We start from the raw sequence: 18,582 nt of genomic DNA, 5'->3' as shown, positions 1-18,582 counted from the left end.
GAAGGAGAAGACCGGCCACCAGCACCCCGGCCAACAGGGTGCCGAGAACCAGACGCCCGAGGCCGCTCATCACACGCACCGAACCAGGTTACCGGCGGTGACGTGTGGAAATGGTGATTCAAGGATGCTCACCACAGGTTCGCACGGAACGCAACCGGCCCCCCGGGCCGTGCGTCCTGTCCGGTTCCGGGCGGTCCGCCGCGGGCCGGCACCGACCCCGGGGCCGGCGGCCCCGCCGCTCGACGGCGCAGGGCACCGGCCCGGTGCAGCCCGGATGAGTCCCGATCAGCCCCCGGTCAGCCGGCCGCCGATCTCCCGCAGTGCGGGCACGTCGTGGGCGTCCGACGGGAGGGCGGGCACCTCCACCACCGGCAGGTCGGTGTGCACCCGGTCGAAGCGTGCCCGCATGTGCAGTTCGGCCGACCGGACGGCGAGCCGGCGGGCGTGGATGTCCAGGACCGCGGCGGCCAGCGGGGCCGACGACGTCAACCGGCCGGCCGCCACTTCCGCGGTCCCGGCGGCCAGCTCGGCCAGCGGCGGATGGGTCCGGTTGAGCACCAGCCCGGCCAGCGGCATGTGCTCGGCCCGCAGCCGGTCGGTGAAGTAGGAGGCCTCCCGCAGGGCGTCGCCCTCGCAGATGGACACCACCACGAACTTCGTGCCCGGGGCGCGCAGCAGCTCGTACGTGGCCTGCGCGCGTTCCCGGAACCCGCCGAACATGTCCTCGAACAGCTGGACGAACTGGGCGGCGTCGGACAGCAGTTGCCCGCCGAGCACCGCGGTGACGGCCCGGGAGAACAGCGCGAAGCCGGCCCCCACCAGCTTCATCACGCCGCGGCTGGGGGTGGCCAGCAGCTTGATCATCCGGCCGTCCATGAACGAGGACAGCCGCTGCGGCGCATCCAGGAAGTCCAGGGCCGACCGGCTCGGCGGGGTGTCGACGACGATCAGGTCGAACTGCCCGGTGGCCGCCAGCGTGGCCAGCTTCTCCATCGCCATGTACTCCTGCGTCCCCGAGAACGAGGAGGAGATGACCTGGTAGAAGGGGTTCGCCAGGATCGCCTGGGCCCGCTCGGGGGTGGAGTGCTGGGACACCATCTCGTCGAACGTGCGGCGGGTGTCCAGCATCATCGCCCAGAGCTGGCCGTCCGGGTGGGCCAGGGGCACGTCGACCTGGCGCGGATCGTTGTCGAGCTCCTGCAGGCCGAGCGACTGGGCCAGCCGCTTGGCCGGGTCGATCGTCAGCACGGCGACCTTGCGGCCGGCGTCGGCCGCCCACAGCGCCATCGCGGCCGCCGTCGTCGTCTTGCCGACCCCGCCGGACCCGCAGGTCACCACGATCGACGTGCGCTCGTCGCGCAGGATCGGGCCCAGATCGAGCGGCGGCGAGGCCGGGGCGGAGCGGTCGGGCATCAGGCCACCCCCTGCTCGGCGAGCCGGTCGGCCAGTTCGTAGACGCCGCCCAGGTCGCCGCCCTCGACCAGGCGGGGCAGCTCGAGCATCGGCAGCCCGGCCCCGGCGAGCTGCTCGCGGCACAGCTGCTCGTCCAGGACCCGGATGGCGTGCTCGGCGGCCTGCTCCCGCAGCCCGTCGAGCAGGGCGGGGGTCGGGTCGATCCCGGCCGCGCGCAACCCGTCGGCCAGTTCCGCCTCGTCCAGCTCCCCGCGGGCGGCCGCGGTCAGGGCGGGTTCGGGCAGCTGGGCCTGGGTGGCGGCGTTGACGATGATCGCGCCCACCGGCAGACCCTTCTCCCGGAGCTGGTCGATCGCCTCCAGCGTCTCGGTCACCGGCATGTCCTCCAGCAGGCTGACCAGGTGGACGATGGTGTCCGGCGAGTGCAGGAGCCGGACCACGCCCTCGGCCTGGCTGTGGATCGGGCCGCGCTTGGCCAGCCCGGACATCGCCTCGGTGACGCCCAGGAACGTGACCACCCGCCCGGTCGGTGGCGCATCGAGGACCACCTCGTCGTACACCGGCCGGTTGTCCGACCCCAGCCGGGTCACCGTCTCCTTGACCTTGCCGGTGAGCAGGACGTCCCGCAGGCCCGGGGCCAGGGTCGTCGCGAACTCCACGGCCCCCATCTTCTTCAGGCTCCGGCCGGCGATGCCCAGGTTGTAGAACATCTCGAAGTACTCCAGCAACGCCGCCTCGACGTCGACCGCCAGCGCCCGCACCTCGCCGCCGCCGGTGGCGATCGCGACCTTCTTCTCCTGGTACGGCAACGGCGGCACGTCGAACAGCCGGGCGATGCCTTGCCGTTCCTCGACCTCGGCCAGCAGCACCCGGCGCCCGTTGGCGGCCAGGGCCAGCGCCAGGGCGGCGGCCACCGTGGTCTTGCCGGTGCCGCCCTTGCCGGTGATCACGTGCAGCCGGGCGCGGCGGCAGGCCGTCGTCCAGCCCGAGTCCTGCGCGTCCGGGGCCGGCGCGTCGGTCCCGGTCACGCGCGGTCCAGCACGGTCACGGACGTGGGCGCGCCGTGCTCCAGGGTCCGGCCGACGGTGCAGTACCGGTGGACGGCGCGGGTGACCACGGTGCGCAACTGGTCCCGCGCCGCCTCGTCGAGCCCGGACAGATCCAGGGTGATGGTCGAGTCCACCGCGGTCAGCCGCCGCTGCGCCGGGTCGTGGTCGCCGTGCACGGCGATCGTGACGCCGGCCCGTTCACCGAGCCGCCGGGTCAGCACGTGGTCGGCGGCCAGACCCTCGCAGCCGGCCAGCGCGATCCGCAGCAGTTCGGTCGGGGAGAACCGGCCGGGCGCTCCGGCCGGGCCGATCGGGATGGCGGCGGCGCGGCCGTTGTGCCCCAGGTAGTGCTCGGGCCCGACCCGGTCCACGCGGACGGATCCGGCGGCCGGGGACGGGGGTGCCACGGGGGGAGGGGCCGTCATGCCTTCGATCCTGCCAGGGCCGCGGGCGGGCGGGCTCGGCAACCGCTGGACGGAAGGCGCATCTCCGTTCTCGACCGGGGCTCCGCCCGCTGCTCGGGTGCGGAAGGGATTGGGCGGTCGGCCGGTCCATCGAGGGGCCCGTGCCGGCCCGCGCGCTCGCGCCCCGGTCCGGAGCCGCAGTGGCCCGGGCCGACGGCCAGGCCGGCTAATCCGCCAGGGCCATCACCAGGATGATCACCAGCGGCACCACGATGAGAATGCCCCCGATCCACAGCGGGAGCAGCAGAGCGGCGACGAAGCCGACGGGGATGACCAGCGCTGCCGGGAGCGCGCGCCGGGTGGCCATGGCCAGGGTCCAGCCGGCGCGGTCGCGCAGAGAGTCGTACCAGAGCAGCACCAGCACGGCGAGCAGCAGCGCGACGAGGGCTGCGGCCGCCCAGTGCCACCCGTCGATCACGGATCCAGAATAGGGTCCAGAATAGGGTCGACGGCGGCGTGTGGGGGCCGCAGCGCGTCGCGTGGGGACTCCCGGCGAGCCGCCAGCCGCTGGGTTCGTTGGCGGGCGGCCTGTTCGACGGCGGCCCGCCAGCAGGGTGACCAGTCGGACCACCGGCCGCCATACCCTTCGACAATTGCTCGCGCGGTGTCATAGGTAGGTACCTTTCGGCCTCGGACTGCGTCGTTCAATGCGGACCGGGAAAACCCGGTGAGCCGTTCAAGGTCTCGGAAACTGAGGAAGTTGGCCTGGGCCCGCAATTCCTGGAGGGCGATGGCGAAATCGGCGATGAAATTGTGGTCGGACCGACTGTGGTCCTGGCTGGCGGGCACAGCAATCTCCTCATTCGTCGTGACGGATCGAGCGCGGCGACGCCGCCTGGTCGAGGTCAGCGGAGATTGATGGTTTCGGAGAGATTGTTCCAGCCGGTATTGGCGACCGCGAGACCGCCAAGTGCGCGCGGGAGGTTGAAACCGTAACGCTGGGCGGCGGGGCGGTCCTGCGGGCGGCGGTCGAAGGAAAGGCATCCGGTCAGGGTGGTGTACCGGTCGGTGACCACGTGGAACCCGTCTGAGGTGTTGATCGTCCCGCCTACCTCGGGCGCCCCGGCCGAGTCGGCCAGGCAGCCGGTGAAGGTGTTCTTGTCGTACTCGATGTACCAGCCGTGCAGCCGGGTGTCCTGTGACTCGCACCCGATGAAGCTGTTCCGGGCGCCCCTGACGTGCCAGCCGTAACCCCGGCAGAACCAGGCCTTGCAGGCGTGGAAATGGCAATTGGCCGAGCCGACGACAAAGCCGTGCTGACCCGTGGTCTCGCTGGTGGTCGCCTCGCAGGCCAGGAACACGTTGTCCGGGCTCAGGACGGTGAATCCGTTCCCGCCGGCCCTGCGCACCCGCACCCTGGTGGTGACGGTGGCCTGGGTGTCCGGGCCCTCGTACACGATGCCGTCCCTGATCGTCGCGAAGACCCACAGGTTGTCCAGGCGGGTGGCCGCGTCCGGTTCGCCGAGCAGATTGCCCGTCGTGCCGACGATGTTCAACCGGATGCCGCAGGTGGCCTGCTCGTTGGCGTCCACGACCAGGTCGGCAATCATGACCCCGTCGATCGCGCCCTTACTTCCGACGTCGATCACGGTGGGCATGCCGGCGGTCGCCCGGATGCGGGTCGCCTGGCCGACCCCGCGGATGGTGCATCCGCGCGACGGCACGATCGGTGCGGTCACGGGGTACGTGCCGGCGGTGAGGAGCACGGTCGTCACGCCGCGGTCGATGGCTGCCTGGATCGACGACCCAGGGGCGACAGTCTCGGACGTGCCAGCCGGGGCGGCGGTGGCCACCGTGCGCGACGACCCGGTCGACAATGCCGCGGCGGCCAGGCCGACCGCCGTCGCCCGGAGCAGGCCGCGTCGGCCGGGTGCGGATGGGGCGGGCAGGTCAGGCATGGCCGGCTCCTTGCGAGGGTTGAGTGTCCGGTGGGATGGCCGGCAATGGGGATGCGAAGAAGCCGGACCGGTTCGATCGACGTGCTGTTCGGCCCGAGATTGCCGAGCGGATTCGCCGGTGTCGAGCCGCTCCGGTCACGGTCTTGACCCGCCCGACCTGCGGCGTATCCCGAGCGGAACACCTGCGGAACCGGCGAGGAACCGACAGAATGATCCCGAGTCGCTATCCTTCCGACAGCCTCGCGGGGGGAGTGCTTGGGGTGGTCGAGGACGACGATCGCGCGGTTCGGGCCGGGTCGGAGAATGAGCCGGTCGAGTTCGGCCAGTTGCTCAGGGAGTACCGGCTGCGGGCCGGCCTGAGCCAGCAGCGGCTGGCCGAGGCCGTGTTCGGCAGTGCCAGAAAGTCCTCGATCAGTGAATTGGAGACGATTCGCTCCCGTGTTCCCCAGCCCCACACCCAGGGACGGCTCTGCGAGGTTCTCGGGCTGACGCGCGAGGAGCGCCGTGAGTTCGTGGCGGCGGCCGAGCGACGGCGCCAGGGTTCGGGGCGGGCCCAGGCTCCGTCCGGCCCGCCTTCGGGTGCGCTTGGCGCGGCCCCGGCCGTGGTGGTGCCGGGCCCGACGCCGGAGCCGATGATCGCGCCGGCTCCGGTACGAGCCAGGCCCGGGTCCGGTCGGGTGCTGGTGGCCATGGCCGGGGGTCTGGCCGTCGCCGTCGCTGCGGTCACCGCGACGCTGATCGTCCTCCGCCCGGCCGCGAGGTCGGATTCCTCCGCCGGGTCGACCCCCGCGTCGACCTCGGCCGCCGTCGCCGCCCCCACCGGGGTACTCGTCGGCGCGACCGTCATGGAGCCGTTGGACCGGCAGGCGGTGCAGAGCCCGCTGGTCGTGCGTGGGGTCGCGACGGTCGCGCCGGACCAACGGCTCTGGTTGCTGGTCCATCCGGTCAGGGACACCCGGTACTACGTGTCGAGCGACACGCCGATCAGCATCGAGCCGACGGGCCGGTGGGCGACGCGGCCGCGCATCGGTCGTGGACCGCGCGACGAGGGATACGAGTTCGATCTGATCCTGATCGTGAGTCCGGTCGGCGGCGTGATCGAGCGCTCCGCCGCCGAGCTCCCACCCGACGAGTATTCGGTCGACCTGGCGGAGATCCCCGACGATTCGGCGGTCGTGAACCGGCTCAGGGTGACGTTGAGCAAGTACAACGGCTGAGCCATTGCGGATGTCCGCCGCTGTCCGCTCCTGTCCGCCGATCCTTTTCTCGGTCGCCGGCCTGAGTCATCGTAGGGATGAGCATTTCCGGCGCAACGCGACGAATTCGACCCTTTCCCCGCGCTGACCTGTTCGCCAGAGTTCGGTCTTGATCGACCCTTGTTCGGCTTGTCCCGCGGGTTGCTGATATGGCATCCACCGTCGTTTCACGCTGCGTTCCGGTGAGGTGTCGGGACGATTTTACTCCAGAATGGGAGCCTGCCAGATGAAGACCCGCCATGGAATTCGAATGGCCATCCTGGCCCTTCTGGTCGGAACCGCCGTCGGGCTACCCGGACCGCCGGCCACCGCCGACGATCGGGACGGGAGATGTGAAACCGACGAATTCTGCTACTACTATCGCAGCGATCAAGGCGGATCCCTTTCCGATTTCTCGGATTCGCTGGCGAACTACGGCGCGACGCAGCCGTCCTGCTACGAGTTCCGAGGCCCGGGTGATGGTCGCGGTTCGTGCATCAAGAATAATGCCGCGTCCGTGTGGAATCGGACCGATGTGCCCGTCACGGTCTATTTCAACAGCGACTACGGCGGACCTGTGCAGATCGTGGCCGCCGGGGCCCGGGTCAATCTGAACACGACTCTGAAGAACCAGAACGCATCGCATCGGTTCGGCGCCCCGACCTCCGATCGGCCGTTCGGTGCGCCCGGGGTGAACCGGGAGCCGTCGGCGATCGCCCGTGCTCCTCGCGCCACCGCCCGAACCCAGTTCGTCGACGACGAGATCGCTCGGCTCACCGGTGAGCGGGACTGTTGGGTCGGCGCCTACCGGGACTACCAGGATTCGCGGAGCAACCACAACACGGGCAACGCGCTCGATTGCACGATCTCCGACCGCATCGGCGTGCGACCCGACTCGGCGCAGCGGGATGCCGGCTGGGCGTTGGCGAATTGGCTGAAGCGCTATGCCGACCGGCTGCAGGTCCGCTACGTCATCTGGGACGGCCGGATCTGGAGCAGCGCCCGGGCGTCGGAGGGCTGGCGGACGTACACCGCCGGATCAGGTGTCACCGGGGGCCATTTCGACCACGTCCACGTGTCGGTGCAGAACCCCTATGGCGACTGACGGATGAGCGCCTCCCCGCGGCCGTCCGGGCGCGCTCCGCCTGCCCCCGGACCACACCGCTCCAGGCGCCGTCGGCCCTCCCTCCGAACCGGGATCGAGCGCCCCGGCCCGTCGCCCCCAGATTGTCCGTCCCACCGACTCCGAACCGACAAAGGACCAAGCCATGAAGCGAACGTTCACCCTGGGCGCCCTCGGGGCGCTGACCGTCCTGACGACCCTGCTCGGCCTCGCTCAGCCGGCCGCCGCTGCGCAGGGCACGCGCCCGTGCCCGTCGTACAACTACTGCTTCTACAACAACAAAGATTACGTGGGCGAATGGCATTTGAACTATCTGGACACCACCAGCGGCGACTTCAACAACCCGCCGGCATCGTGGGGCAACCGTCGCAATCAGCTGTCGTCGATCATCAACAATGGCAACCGGACGATTTGCATCTACGACGATCGGACCTGGCAGAGCGACGACCTCCTGATCAGGGTCGGACCCTACGAAGACGTCAAGTACATCGGGGATGCCAAGAACGACAAGGCTGACTACTGGCGCGTCTACGCCGGGAACAGCAGCTGTCGCTGACGGGCTGGTCACGGGCCGCGGGCCGGCGCCCTGGGCTGAGGGGGCCGGCCCGCGACTCGGGGGCGGGGGTCACCCGGGGGGTTCGACCGTCGTCTCCGCCGGGCCGCCGAGAATGACGGTGACGACGGCCAGGACCGTCCCCGTGGGTGGCGCCGGCACGGGACCGTACCGACCGGGATTGAGAGACATCCACGTGCCGAAGGGGTCATTCGATGGTTCGGCCGGAACGACGACCAGGTCGTATCGCTTTCCCTCGTCATGACGGTTCCGGCGGCCGAGCCTGGCCTCGGTCACCCAATGACCGGAGTCGTCGACGGACACGGGACCGAGGGTGGTCAGAAAGTATTCGCCGCTGGGCGGCCGAACCAGGACCCACAGAGTGCTTCCCTCTGCGAGATCGGCGGTCCCGCTGATCGTGACCGGATTCGTGACCGGGACGTCCGGGCCGGGCCGATCGATCGACGCACTTCCCGGCGGCGGTTCCGGGCGGCCCGCAGGGCTCTCGGTGTCGCCACCTTCGGTCGTCGGGTCGGTCGTTGTCGCCTCCGTGCCGGAGGCGGTGGACCCGGACTCCGGACCGGCGGAATCCGGTACCTCCGCGGTCGTCGCGGGGCGGCCGGGATCCGGCTCGCCGGGGTCGGTCGCGGACTCAGGCGGTTCTCCGCTCGGGGCCGGCGCGCTCTCGGGCACCGACCCAAGCGGGCCGGCCCCCTGGGCCGACGGGCTCGTCGACCCGCTCACATCGTCGGATTGCGGTCCATTCGATGGGTTTTCGCCCCAAGTAGGCGACGCCGGACTGGAGGGTGATGGTTGTGAGGACAACAATGTCGACGGCGGCGGGTCGGGCGCCGGGCGCTCGTCGGGGCCCGGGGACGGGACACGGGTGGATTTGACGGGCGGTGGACTGGGCGGGGGCAGCGCGACTCGCGGACCTGGGCCCTGGCCGGGCGAGCCGGCGACGACGGCCGGGACGGCAACTGCGAGGCCGACGGCCGCGCTCACCAGAGCGACTCGGCGCCGTACCGCTCCCGGCGATGGGCCCCGGGCGGACGTCGCCGTGACCATCGGATGCTCAACGGCTGATTGCTCGACCCCGGATCCAGCCGCGATGCCATCCCGAGACCGACGGCGCCCCGCGAGCCGAAAGCGCATTCTCTGGTCCGTCCTGCGTGACATCGATCTGACGGTCCTCTGGCGGCCGGCCTCAGCACGACACCGCCATGTGGCTCCCATCATGGTCACCCCCATCCGGATCTGAAGCTCGTCGGAGCGTCGATTTCCGGCCCGCCATCCACATAGTCCGGTCTTGTCCTCGATAGGGCGGCCGGATCGATCCGCGGGAGAGTGCGGCGTCGCCGGGCCGCGCCGATATCGAAGCACCTGGCCCTGGATAGGCTCGGCGGCATGTCTACCCCCGCATCCGGCGCCCGTCGCACCTTCGAGTACGCGACGGTGCCGCTCATCACCCACGCCACCAAGGCCATCCTCGACACGTGGGGCGAGGACGGCTGGGAGCTGGTGCAGGTGGTACCCGGCCCCAACCCCGAGCAGCTGGTCGCCTACCTCAAGCGCGAGCGGGTCTGACGCCGTGACCGCCAGCGAGCGTCTGGTCGAGCTCGGTATCACGCTGCCGCAGGTCGCCACGCCGGCCGGGTCGTACCTGCCGTCCGCCCGCACCGGCGACCTGCTGTTCACCGCCGGCCAGCTGCCGTTCGTGGACGGTCGCCTGCCGGCGACCGGCAAGGTCGGGGCCGAGGTGACCCCCGAGGACGCGAAGGAATACGCGCGGCTCGCGGGCCTGAACGTGCTGGCCGCGATCGACGCGGCGGTCGGCGTCGACGCCGTCGAGCGGGTCGTCAAGATCGTCGGGTTCGTGGCTTCGGCCGAGGGCTTCACCGGACAACCGGGCGTCATCAACGGGGTGTCCGACCTGATGGCCGAGGTCTTCGGCGACGCCGGCCGGCACGCCCGGTCCGCCGTCGGGGTGGCCGAACTGCCGCTCGGGTCGCCGGTCGAGGTCGAGGCCATCGTCCAGGTGCGCTGAGCGGCCGGGCCGGTTCGGCGCGACCCGGGCCACCGTCCCCCTCGGGGGTGCCTCCTCAGGATGCCCCGTCGGGGGCCGCCGGATCGGTGTCGGGCCGATCAGCACGGGCAGAAGTCCGACAATGCGGCGCACGGTGCCGAGTTGATCAGCCCGGCAGGTCGACAAGTCCGCGGCACCGTCGGCCGGGCGTCGGCATCGCCGATGGAGCCGGCCGATCGGTGTCACCGGTGGTCTTCGGCGGCCCGCGCCCGGTTGTCCGCGTGGGCGGCCCGCATCGCCGGGTCGGCCAGCCGGGAGTCGTCCGGCTGCCGGCCGGCCAGCAGCGCGGCGAGGTAGGCGCGGGCGGCCGCCCACCGCCGGCGGGCCGCCTCGACACCGATGGCGACGTGACCGTGCCCGGGGACGACGATCCGGGACCGCTGGACCGCCGGTTGCAGCCGGGCCAGCCCGGCGGCGTACTGCGCCGCCGACGACTCCTCCAGCAGCGGGATCTCCACGTCGCTGAGCATGTCCCCGGCGACGAGGACCCCGGCGGCGGGCAGCCAGACGGCCGTATGGCCGGGCGCGTGGGCGTCGTGGCGCAGCAGGACGGTCTCCGGCCCGGACCAGTCCAGGCTCCCTTCGGCCGGCTGGACCCGGCCGACCAGTTCTGCCAGGTCGGCCGGCCAGTCCGGGCCCAACCGCTCCACGATCGCCGGGCGGTCGTGGGTGGCGATCTTGCTCACCGGCGGCGAGGCGAACCGCGGCGCCGTGGCCGGCCCGGCCGGCCAGAGCAGGTGATCGTGGTGGGCGTGGGTGGCGAAGCCCGCGGCCACCGTCACCCGCCACCGGTCCAGGTCGGCGTCGAGGCCGGCCAGCTCGTCGGGATCCCAGGCCGGGTCGATCAGCAGGGCCCGGTCGCCCGCGATCACCACGGTGCTCGTCGTCAGCTCGCGGCGGCTCGTCGTCACGCCCACCCGGACCCCGGGGCCATCCACCACCCAGTGCCAGCGCCGGTTCGGACGGCTCACCCGTCGGCCCTCCGATCCGCCCCCGTCCGGTCGCCTCACCCGCGGACCAGGGGTCCGCGGGCGACCGTGCGGCCCCGGCGTCGCCGCACCGTCTCCTCGGCACCCTCCGGTGCTCGATGGTGGCCTTCCCCGCTCGGCCACTAGGTTGGCACGGTGCCCGCCACCCCGCATCCGCCGCCCGGCCCGCCGGCGGCGGACCCCGAGGCGATCCGGCCCGCCGCGACGGTGATGCTCGTGCGGGACGCGCACCCCGGGATCGAGACGTACGTGCTGCGCCGGGTCACCACCATGGCCTTCGCCTCCGGCATGACGGTTTTTCCCGGCGGCGCCGTCGATGGCGGCGACCACGGAGCGGCCACCTGGCACGGGCCCGACCCGCGCTGGTGGGGGACCGCCATCGGCGAGCCGCCCGGTGCGGCCCGGGCCCTGGTGCTCGCGGCCGTCCGGGAGCTGTTCGAGGAGACCGGTGTCCTGCTGGCCGGACCGGCAGCGCAGGGGCCGGTCGGCGTCCTGCCCGACGACGTCCGCGAGGCGGTCGTGCAGCACCGGGCCACCCTCCCGGGGGTCCTGGCCGAGGCCGGCCTCGGGGTCCGGTCCGACCTGCTCCGGCCCTGGGCCAACTGGCTCACCCCGCCCGGGCAGGGGCGCCGGTACGACACCTTCTTCTTCGCCGCGGCCCTGCCCGAGGGTCAGCAGGCCCGGATGCTCACCACCGAGGCCGACCTCGGGCAGTGGCGGCGGCCCGACGACCTGTTCGCCGAACGGGCGGCCGGCCGGACGAAGCTGATGCCGCCGACCATGGCGATGCTGCGCGACCTGGCCGGCTTCGCCTCGGTCGAGCAGGTGCTGGCCCAGACCCGGGTCGTGACCAAAGTCCGGGTGCGCCCGGAGGATGTCGCCCGGCTGGTCGCCGGCGATGGATCGGTGGTGCCGCAGTGAGCGATCGGCCGACCTCCCGCCCGGCCGGGCCCGTGCCGGCCGGCCGGCACGCCCGGGTGCTGCTGGCCCCCAACCCCGGTCCGATGACGCTGGACGGGACCAACAGCTACCTGCTGTCCGGCAACGGTGGGGACTCGGTGGTGGTGGTCGACCCGGGCCCGCTCGACGACGACCACCTGGCGGCACTGGCCGCGGCCGGTCCGGTCGAGCTCATCCTGATCACCCACCGGCACCACGATCACACCGAGGGAGCCGCCGCCCTGGCCGCGGCCACCGGCGCCGTGGTTCGGGCCGCGGATCCCGCCTTCTGTCTCGGCGGCGACCCGCTGCGGGACGGCGAGACGCTCACCGCCGCGGACCTGACCATCGAGGTGCTGGCCACCCCGGGCCACACGGCCGATTCCGTCTGCTTCCTCCTGCCGCCCGATCCGGGAGCGCCGCCGGGCGGCCCACGCCCGGTGCTCACGGGCGACACCATCCTGGGCCGCGGGACGACCGTGCTGGCCCCGCCGGACGGCAGCCTGCGCGACTACCTGGGCACGCTGCGCATCCTGGCCGCGCTGGGGCCGGCCCCGGTGCTGCCGGCGCACGGCCCGGCGCTGCCCGACCTGGAGGCGGTCGCCCTGGCGTACCTGGCCCATCGGGAACAACGGCTCGACCAGATCCGGGCCGCGCTGGTGCGGCTCGGGCAGGACGCGCACGAGGCCGAGGTCACGGCGGTCACCGACGCCGTCTACCACGACGTCGACCCCTCGGTCCGGCGCGCCGCCGAGTCCTCGGTCGCCGCCCAACTGCACTACCTGCGCGGGGCGTGACCACCGGGCTGGACGGCGTCCTCCCGCTGCTGGCCTGCCCGATCTGCGCGGGCGGCCTGACCCGGCGCGACGGCGTCGTCGGGTGCGCCGCCGGACACCGGTACGACGTGGCCCGGCAGGGCTACCTCACCCTGCTCGGCCCGGGATCCCGCCTGGACACCGGCGACACCGCGGACATGGTGGCGGCCCGCCAGGAGTTCCTGGACGCCGGCCATTTCGCTCCGCTCACCGCCGCGATCGTCGCCGCCGCCGGTCCCGGGCCCGTGCTCGACCTGGGGGCCGGCACCGGGCACCACCTGCGCGCGGTGGTGGAGCGGAGCGGCGACGTCGGGCTGGCCCTCGACACGTCCCGGCTCGCCGCCCGGCGGGCCGCGAAGGTGCACGCCCGCGTGGGGTCGGTGGTCGCCGACGCCTGGTCACGGCTGCCCGTGCGGGACGGCGCGGTCGGCACCGTGCTCAACGTCTTCGCGCCGCGGGACCCGGGCGAGCTGGCGCGGGTGCTGCGGCCGGGCGGCCGGGCGGTGATCGTCACCCCGACGCCGGAGCACCAGCAGGAGCTCCGGGCGCGGATCGGGCTGCTCGACGTCGACCCGGACAAGGCCGATCGGCTGGTCCGGGCCATGGGTCCGGCGTTGACGCCGATCGATCGCACGCCGGTCCGGCACGTGCTGACGCTGGCGCGGGCGGACGTGGACCGGCTGATCCGGATGGGGCCGTCGGCCTACCACCTGCCGGCGGACCGCCGGCAGGCCGCCGTGCGGGCGCTGGGGGAGACGACCGAGGTCACTCTGTCCGCCACGGTCAGCGTGTTCGCGGCCCGACGCTGAGGCCCCGGTCCGAACGGCCCGGGGCTGAATGACGCGGGCTGGATGGTCCGGGCTGGATGGTCCGGGCTGGATCCGGACTGAATGGTCCGGGGCCGGACGGCCGGCTCAGCGGGCCCGGCGGACCAGCCGCTCGGTGTCCAGCAGCACCACGCTCTTGCCCTCCAGCCGCAGCCAGCCGCGGTGCCCGAAATCGGCCAGGGCCTTGTTGACGGTCTCGCGGGACGCGCCGACCAGCTGGGCCAGCTCCTCCTGGGTCAGGTCGTGGGTCACCCGCAGATGGCCGCCCTCCTGCTGGCCGAACTGCCGGGCCAGCTGGAGCAGCGCCTTGGCCACCCGGCCGGGCACGTCGGTGAAGATCAGGTCGGCCAGGGCGTTGTTCGTGCGGCGCAGCCGCCGGGCCAGCACCCGCAGCAGCTGCTCGGCGATCTCCGGCCGCTTGGCGATCCACTCCCGCAGGCCGTCCCGGTCCATGGTGCCCAACCGGACGTCCGTGACGGCCGTCGCGGACGAGGTCCGCGGGCCCGGGTCGAACACCGACAGCTCGCCGAACATGTCGGACGGCCCCATCACCGCGAGCAGGTTCTCCCGCCCGTCGGGCGAATGACGACCCAGCTTGACCTTGCCGGACAGGATGATGAACAGCCGGTCGCCCAGCTCGCCCTCGGAGAAGATGGCACTGCCCCGGGCGTACTCGATGGTCTCCAGCTGGGACGCCAGGGCGGTCGCCGAATCCGGATCCACGCCTTGGAAGATCCCGGCCTTCGCGAGCGTTTCTTCCACCCTGTTCCTCCGATCGTTCTCCCAGTCGGGTCAGCGCGATTGGGCGGCACGGACCTGCTGAGACGCAGAGCACAGTCTAGGGGGTGGCCTCCGTCGCGCTCTCGCCGGACGGGCGGCCCGTCCCGGAGAGCGGAAAGGACACCGGCCGGTCCGCCGCCCGCGATTCAGAGCGCCGGGCCGGACGGGGCGCCGGGCGTCTCCCGGGTGCCGTCCTTGGGCCGCCGGCGCAGGCGCGGCCGCCGGCGCAGGCGGAACTTGGCGAACGCCTTGGTCCAGCCCTCCCGGATGAGGGTGTTGACCTCCTCCGGCTTGGCCGTGTCCAGGAACTCCTGCACATCGGCCTCACTGACCGTGGCCGACTTCAGCCGGCGCTCGAGCCGCTCCATCAGCAGCGCGAAGACCATCAGCAGCAGCGGGATGAGCAGCACCAGGAAGACCGTCATGATGCGCTCATCATCCCCCATCACGGTCGCGGAGCGCGGGCGGACCGTTCCCGCGCCGGGCCGCAACCCGGGCCGGCGCGGGGCGTCAGACGCTTGTGGCAACCTGGCAGCGTGGTCAATGGCAGGGTCGACAGCGTGGGCGGTGACCGGACGGCGAGCCGGGTCACCAGGCGGGCCAAGCCGCCGGCGACCCCGCTGGCCCGGACCCGCCGGGCCCGGCAGCTCGACGCCCAGCTGGCCGTCGGCTACCCCGACGCGCATTGCGAACTGGACTTCACCACGCCGCTGGAGCTGGCCGTCGCCACCATCCTGTCCGCCCAGTCCACCGACGCGCGGGTGAACATGGTCACGCCCGCGCTGTTCGCCCGGTACCGGACCGCCGCCGACTATGCGGGGGCGTCCCGTACCGAGCTGGAGGACATGATCAAGTCCACCGGCTTCTTCCGGAACAAGACCAGCTCGCTGATCGGGTTGGGGCAGGCCTTGGTCGAGCGGTTCGACGGGCAGCTGCCCGGCACGCTGGCCGACCTGGTCACGCTGCCGGGGTTCGGCCGCAAGACGGCCAACGTCGTCCTCGGCCACGCGTTCGGGGTGCCCGGCGTCACCGTCGACACCCACGTCACCCGCCTGGTCACCCGGTGGGGGCTGACCACCCACACCGACCCGGTCAAGATCGAGGCCGACCTGAACGCGCAGTTGCCCAGGGCGCAGTGGACGACGTTCTCCGACCGGACGATCTTCCACGGCCGCCGGGTCTGCCACGCCAAGAAGCCGGCCTGCGGGGCCTGTTTCCTCGCGCCGCTGTGCCCGGCCTACGGCGCCGGGGCCGGCGTGGTCGATCCCGAGGCCGCGGCGGCGCTGGTCGTCGGGCCGGAACGCGATCACGTCCTCGGACTGGTCGGGCTCGCGCCGTGACCGGCCGCCGCGCCGGCCGGGGCCGGTCCGACCGCACCCCCGACGCTCCGTCGGGGGCGGGGGCGGGGCGATGACCGAGGCGGAACCGCTGACGACCGGCCGGTTGCTGGTCGACGACCTGTCCGACCTGCCCGGTTGGATGAGCGCGCTGACCCGCTCGGTGGACGGGCACCGGCTGCCGGGCCCGATCGCCCGGCTGAGCGGTCAGGCCCCGCCCACCGCCCGGCGCGGGTCGGTGCTCATGCTGTTCGCCGACGGACCCTTCGGCCCCGATCTGCTGCTGACCGAACGGGCGGCGACGATGCGGTCGCACGCCGGCCAGCCGGCGTTCCCCGGTGGATCGATCGACCCCGGCGAGGGGGTGGTCGAGGCCGCCCTGCGGGAGGGTCAGGAGGAGACGGGCCTGGATCCGGCGTCGGTGCTGCCCGTCGCGCTGCTGCCCGAACTGTTCCTGACCCCGTCGAGCTTCCTGGTCAGCCCGGTCCTGGCCTTCTGGCGCGAGCCGGGGGAGGTCCGCGCGGTGGATCCGGCCGAGACCGCGACCGTCGCCCGGGTGCCCGTCGCCGAGCTGGTCGATCCGGCCAACCGCGGCCAGGTGCGATTGTCCAACGGCTGGATGGGCCCGGCGTTCCGCGTCGCGGACCTGCTGGTCTGGGGCTTCACCGCCGGCCTGGTCGACTCGCTGCTCGAGCTGGGCGGCTGGGCCCGGCCGTGGGACCGGCAGCGGCTGTTCCACCTTCCGGGGTTCTCGTGACCGGGTTCAACGTCGTCGACGTCATCGTCGTGCTGCTGGTGGTCGGCGCGGCCATCGCCGGGTTCCGTCAGGGCTTCATCACCGCGATCTTCACGCTGGTCACCGCGATCGCCGGCGCGGTCGTGGCCATCTGGGTCGCGCCGTACCTGATGGATCTGGTGCAGGATTCGACGGCCAAGATCGCCATCGGCATCGCCTGCGTGATCGTCGGGGTCGGCGTGGGGGAGATCGCCGGCTCCACGGTCGGGCGTGCGATCTCCCGGACCATCGACTGGCGACCGGCCCAGGCGGTGGACCGCACCCTCGGCCTGTTCGGTAATGCGCTGGCCGTGCTGCTGGTCATCTGGCTGATCGCGGTGCCGCTGGCCGCGGTGCCGTTCCCCTGGCTCTCGTCGGCGATCCGCGGGTCCGCGGTGCTCGGCAAGGTCGACGAGGTCATCCCGAGCCAGGCGCAGGATCTGTCGACGCGGCTGCGCGAGGTCTTCAACAGTTCGGGCTTCCCGGCCATCCTGGACCCGCTCGCACCGACCCCGAACACCGCGGTGGATCCGCCCGACCAGCAGGTGGTGGCCGCCCCCGGGGTGGAGGCCGCGGGCCGGTCCATCATGAAGGTGCGCGCCGTCGCCGAGTCCTGCGCGCGGCGGATGGAGGGCACCGGCTTCGTCATCGGCCCGGGCAAGGTGATGACCAACGCGCACGTGGTGGCCGGGTCGAACCGGGCGGTGGTGGAGACCGACACCGGGAACCTGGACGCCACCGTCGTGCTGTACGACCCGCAGACCGACCTGGCGGTGCTCGACGTGCCGGATCTGACCGCGCCGGCGCTGCCGTTCGCGGCCGACCCGGCGGCCTCCGGGGACGACGCGATCGTGGCCGGCTTCCCGCTCGACGGTCCGTACACGCTGACCCCGGCACGGGTCCGGTCGACCATCCAGCTGCGCGGGCCCAACATCTACTCGGACGCCACGGTGACCCGGGAGGTCTACACGCTGCGCGCACAGGTGCGGCCGGGCAACTCCGGCGGGCCGCTGCTGGCGCCCGACGGCACCGTGCTCGGCGTGATCTTCGGTGCGGCCATCGACGAGACCGACGTCGGGTTCGCGCTCACCGCCGACGAGGTCGCCCCGGTGGTCCGGGCCGGCCTGGCCGACGACACCGCCGCCTCCACCCAGGGCTGCACCGCCGCATAGGCGAGCCGGCCCGTCGGCGCGGATGGGTGGGCCCGGGTGCGTGGGCCGGGTTTCGCGGGCCGGGTCGGATTCCGCCCACCGACTTGCCACTCTGCGCCCCACATCCGGGTCCCGGAGGGCCAAAACCGGCACGTGGATCGCGGATGGGGACGCAGGGCCGGAGTCAGGGGGTGGCCGGCCTGAGGTCAGGGCCGCTGGGCGCGGGTCGCGTGCCCGATGATCAGCCGGGTGACCAGGTCCGGCGCCTCCTCGGCCGGGTAGTGGCCGACGCCGCGCACCGTCGACAGGGTGTACCAGCCGGTGCACTGCTCGCGGGCGTCGGCCAGGGTCGCCATCGGGGTGAACCGATCGGCATCGCCGACGACGTGCAGGACCGGCGCGCTCACCGGCCGGGTCAGCGCCTCGCGGTGACGGTGCCCGTCGGTGCGCAGCGGCGACCGGGCCACCCAGCGCAGGTGCTCGACCGCGCCCCGGGCGGCCCCGGGGATCCGGATCGCCGAGCGCATCCGGGCCATCTGCTCGGTGAAGTCGCGGGAGGCCTTCCACACCGGTCCGGACTGGGACCGCACGATCCGCTCGAGCATGGCCCCGTTGCCGGCGGCCAGCCGGCGTTCGGGATAGAAGGGGATCGACGCCCAGGAGAGCAGACGGCCGTACCGGTCCGATCGCACCGGCCGACGCACGCGGGCCATCCGGATCGGGTGCGGCGCGGCGATGGCCACCACGCCGCGGACCTGGTCGGGCTTCATCACCGCGGTGTTGAAGGCGGTCACCCCGCCGTAGCCGTGCCCGACCAGCACCGCGTCCCGCTCACCCAGCGAGCGCACGAGCCCGGCGACGTCGTCGGCCAGGGTGAACGCGTCGTACCCGCGCTGGGTCTTGTCGGTGTCGCCGTACCCCCGCAGGTCGGGGGCCACCACCCGGAAGCCGGCCTCGGCCACCCCCGGCAGCTGGTAGCGCCAGGAGCGCCAGTACTGGCCGAACCCGTGCAGCAGCACGACCAGCGGACCGGTGCCCGCCTCGGCGATGTGGAAGCGGATGCCGTTGGCGCTGACGTCCCGGTGCTCCCAGGGTCCGTCGTCCCGCACCGAGGCACCGACGGGCGCGCGGCCCTTGGCCGGCCCACC

21 protein-coding genes are annotated in these 18,582 nt (G+C 72.8%); 11 read left to right on the top strand and 10 right to left on the bottom strand.

The features are described from left to right. Positions 1-285: 285 nt before the first annotated feature. From ACOJUF_RS11770 to ACOJUF_RS11745, 6 genes are all read right to left on the bottom strand, one after another. Entirely contained in the window at positions 286-1,413 is a 1,128-nt protein-coding gene (locus tag ACOJUF_RS11770; RefSeq protein ID WP_420122036.1) for an ArsA family ATPase, read from the bottom strand. Beyond that, the gene (locus tag ACOJUF_RS11765; protein ID WP_420122035.1) at positions 1,413-2,441 is read right to left on the bottom strand and encodes an ArsA-related P-loop ATPase; all 1,029 of its coding nucleotides are present in this window, start codon (positions 2,439-2,441) and stop codon (positions 1,413-1,415) included. Before ACOJUF_RS11765 ends, ACOJUF_RS11770 begins: the two co-directional genes overlap by 1 nt. Further along, a complete protein-coding gene (locus ACOJUF_RS11760) occupies positions 2,438-2,887 on the bottom strand; it encodes an OsmC family protein (RefSeq protein WP_420122034.1) in 450 nt (149 codons plus the stop codon). Before ACOJUF_RS11760 ends, ACOJUF_RS11765 begins: the two co-directional genes overlap by 4 nt. Before the next feature lie 205 nt (positions 2,888-3,092). Continuing rightward, complete coding sequence (locus tag ACOJUF_RS11755) at positions 3,093-3,344, bottom strand: hypothetical protein (protein WP_420122033.1); 252 nt, start codon at positions 3,342-3,344, stop codon at positions 3,093-3,095. Further along, positions 3,341-3,715 carry a helix-turn-helix domain-containing protein gene (locus ACOJUF_RS11750; RefSeq protein ID WP_420122032.1) on the bottom strand — a complete coding sequence of 125 codons (375 nt, stop codon included), beginning with the start codon at positions 3,713-3,715 and terminating at the stop codon, positions 3,341-3,343. Before ACOJUF_RS11750 ends, ACOJUF_RS11755 begins: the two co-directional genes overlap by 4 nt. Before the next feature lie 56 nt (positions 3,716-3,771). Beyond that, on the bottom strand, positions 3,772-4,824 hold the full coding sequence (locus tag ACOJUF_RS11745) for a hypothetical protein (protein WP_420122031.1): 1,053 nt from the start codon (positions 4,822-4,824) through the stop codon (positions 3,772-3,774). A 260-nt stretch (positions 4,825-5,084) separates the two neighbouring features. Between ACOJUF_RS11745 and ACOJUF_RS11740 the strand changes: the two genes are divergently transcribed. From ACOJUF_RS11740 to ACOJUF_RS11720, 5 genes are all read left to right on the top strand, one after another. Then, complete coding sequence (locus tag ACOJUF_RS11740; protein ID WP_420122030.1) at positions 5,085-6,041, top strand: helix-turn-helix domain-containing protein; 957 nt, start codon at positions 5,085-5,087, stop codon at positions 6,039-6,041. A 289-nt stretch (positions 6,042-6,330) separates the two neighbouring features. Then, entirely contained in the window at positions 6,331-7,164 is an 834-nt protein-coding gene (locus ACOJUF_RS11735) for a peptidase inhibitor family I36 protein (RefSeq protein ID WP_420122029.1), read from the top strand. Positions 7,165-7,327: 163 nt separating this feature from the next. Beyond that, a complete protein-coding gene (locus tag ACOJUF_RS11730) occupies positions 7,328-7,738 on the top strand; it encodes a peptidase inhibitor family I36 protein (protein ID WP_420122028.1) in 411 nt (136 codons plus the stop codon). 1,404 nt (positions 7,739-9,142) lie between these two features. Next, complete coding sequence (locus ACOJUF_RS11725) at positions 9,143-9,322, top strand: hypothetical protein (protein WP_420122027.1); 180 nt, start codon at positions 9,143-9,145, stop codon at positions 9,320-9,322. 4 nt (positions 9,323-9,326) lie between these two features. Continuing rightward, the gene (locus ACOJUF_RS11720) at positions 9,327-9,782 is read left to right on the top strand and encodes a RidA family protein (RefSeq protein WP_420122026.1); all 456 of its coding nucleotides are present in this window, start codon (positions 9,327-9,329) and stop codon (positions 9,780-9,782) included. A 221-nt stretch (positions 9,783-10,003) separates the two neighbouring features. Here the strand turns inward: ACOJUF_RS11720 and ACOJUF_RS11715 are convergent, their stop codons facing one another. After that, positions 10,004-10,792, bottom strand: coding sequence for an MBL fold metallo-hydrolase (locus ACOJUF_RS11715; protein WP_420122025.1), 789 nt, complete (start codon positions 10,790-10,792; stop codon positions 10,004-10,006). Positions 10,793-10,945: 153 nt separating this feature from the next. On the opposite strand from ACOJUF_RS11715, the gene ACOJUF_RS11710 reads away from it, so the two are divergent. The 3 genes from ACOJUF_RS11710 to ACOJUF_RS11700 are packed head-to-tail and all read left to right on the top strand — an operon-like array spanning position 10,946 to position 13,373. After that, entirely contained in the window at positions 10,946-11,731 is a 786-nt protein-coding gene (locus ACOJUF_RS11710) for an NUDIX hydrolase (RefSeq protein WP_420122024.1), read from the top strand. After that, positions 11,728-12,546 carry an MBL fold metallo-hydrolase gene (locus ACOJUF_RS11705; RefSeq protein WP_420122023.1) on the top strand — a complete coding sequence of 273 codons (819 nt, stop codon included), beginning with the start codon at positions 11,728-11,730 and terminating at the stop codon, positions 12,544-12,546. The genes ACOJUF_RS11710 and ACOJUF_RS11705 overlap by 4 nt, the downstream gene beginning before the upstream one ends. After that, positions 12,543-13,373, top strand: a complete 831-nt coding sequence (locus ACOJUF_RS11700) for a putative RNA methyltransferase (protein WP_420122022.1) — start codon at positions 12,543-12,545, stop codon at positions 13,371-13,373. The genes ACOJUF_RS11705 and ACOJUF_RS11700 overlap by 4 nt, the downstream gene beginning before the upstream one ends. 105 nt (positions 13,374-13,478) lie before the next feature. Here the strand turns inward: ACOJUF_RS11700 and ACOJUF_RS11695 are convergent, their stop codons facing one another. Both ACOJUF_RS11695 and ACOJUF_RS11690 read right to left on the bottom strand, forming a co-directional pair. Next, on the bottom strand, positions 13,479-14,153 hold the full coding sequence (locus tag ACOJUF_RS11695) for a Crp/Fnr family transcriptional regulator (protein ID WP_420122021.1): 675 nt from the start codon (positions 14,151-14,153) through the stop codon (positions 13,479-13,481). Positions 14,154-14,317: 164 nt separating this feature from the next. Beyond that, positions 14,318-14,596, bottom strand: coding sequence for a hypothetical protein (locus tag ACOJUF_RS11690; RefSeq protein ID WP_420122020.1), 279 nt, complete (start codon positions 14,594-14,596; stop codon positions 14,318-14,320). A 111-nt stretch (positions 14,597-14,707) separates the two neighbouring features. Here ACOJUF_RS11690 and nth point away from each other — a divergent pair, with 111 nt between their 5' ends. The 3 genes from nth (at position 14,708) to ACOJUF_RS11675 (ending at position 17,455) form a co-directional block, all read left to right on the top strand. Next, positions 14,708-15,511 (top strand): endonuclease III, encoded by an 804-nt coding sequence (nth, locus tag ACOJUF_RS11685; RefSeq protein WP_420122019.1) that lies wholly within the window; start codon positions 14,708-14,710, stop codon positions 15,509-15,511. Between the two features lie 70 nt (positions 15,512-15,581). Continuing rightward, a complete protein-coding gene (locus ACOJUF_RS11680) occupies positions 15,582-16,265 on the top strand; it encodes an NUDIX hydrolase (protein WP_420122018.1) in 684 nt (227 codons plus the stop codon). After that, on the top strand, positions 16,262-17,455 hold the full coding sequence (locus ACOJUF_RS11675; protein WP_420122017.1) for a MarP family serine protease: 1,194 nt from the start codon (positions 16,262-16,264) through the stop codon (positions 17,453-17,455). Before ACOJUF_RS11680 ends, ACOJUF_RS11675 begins: the two co-directional genes overlap by 4 nt. A 185-nt stretch (positions 17,456-17,640) precedes the next feature. Here the strand turns inward: ACOJUF_RS11675 and ACOJUF_RS11670 are convergent. Next, on the bottom strand, positions 17,641-18,582 hold a 942-nt coding region (locus tag ACOJUF_RS11670), incomplete at its 5' end, for an alpha/beta fold hydrolase (RefSeq protein WP_420122016.1).

This window comes from Nakamurella sp. (assembly GCF_048594475.1).
Classification (GTDB): Bacteria; Actinomycetota; Actinomycetes; order Mycobacteriales; family Nakamurellaceae; genus Nakamurella.
This window is presented reverse-complemented; position numbering and strand designations above follow the sequence as displayed.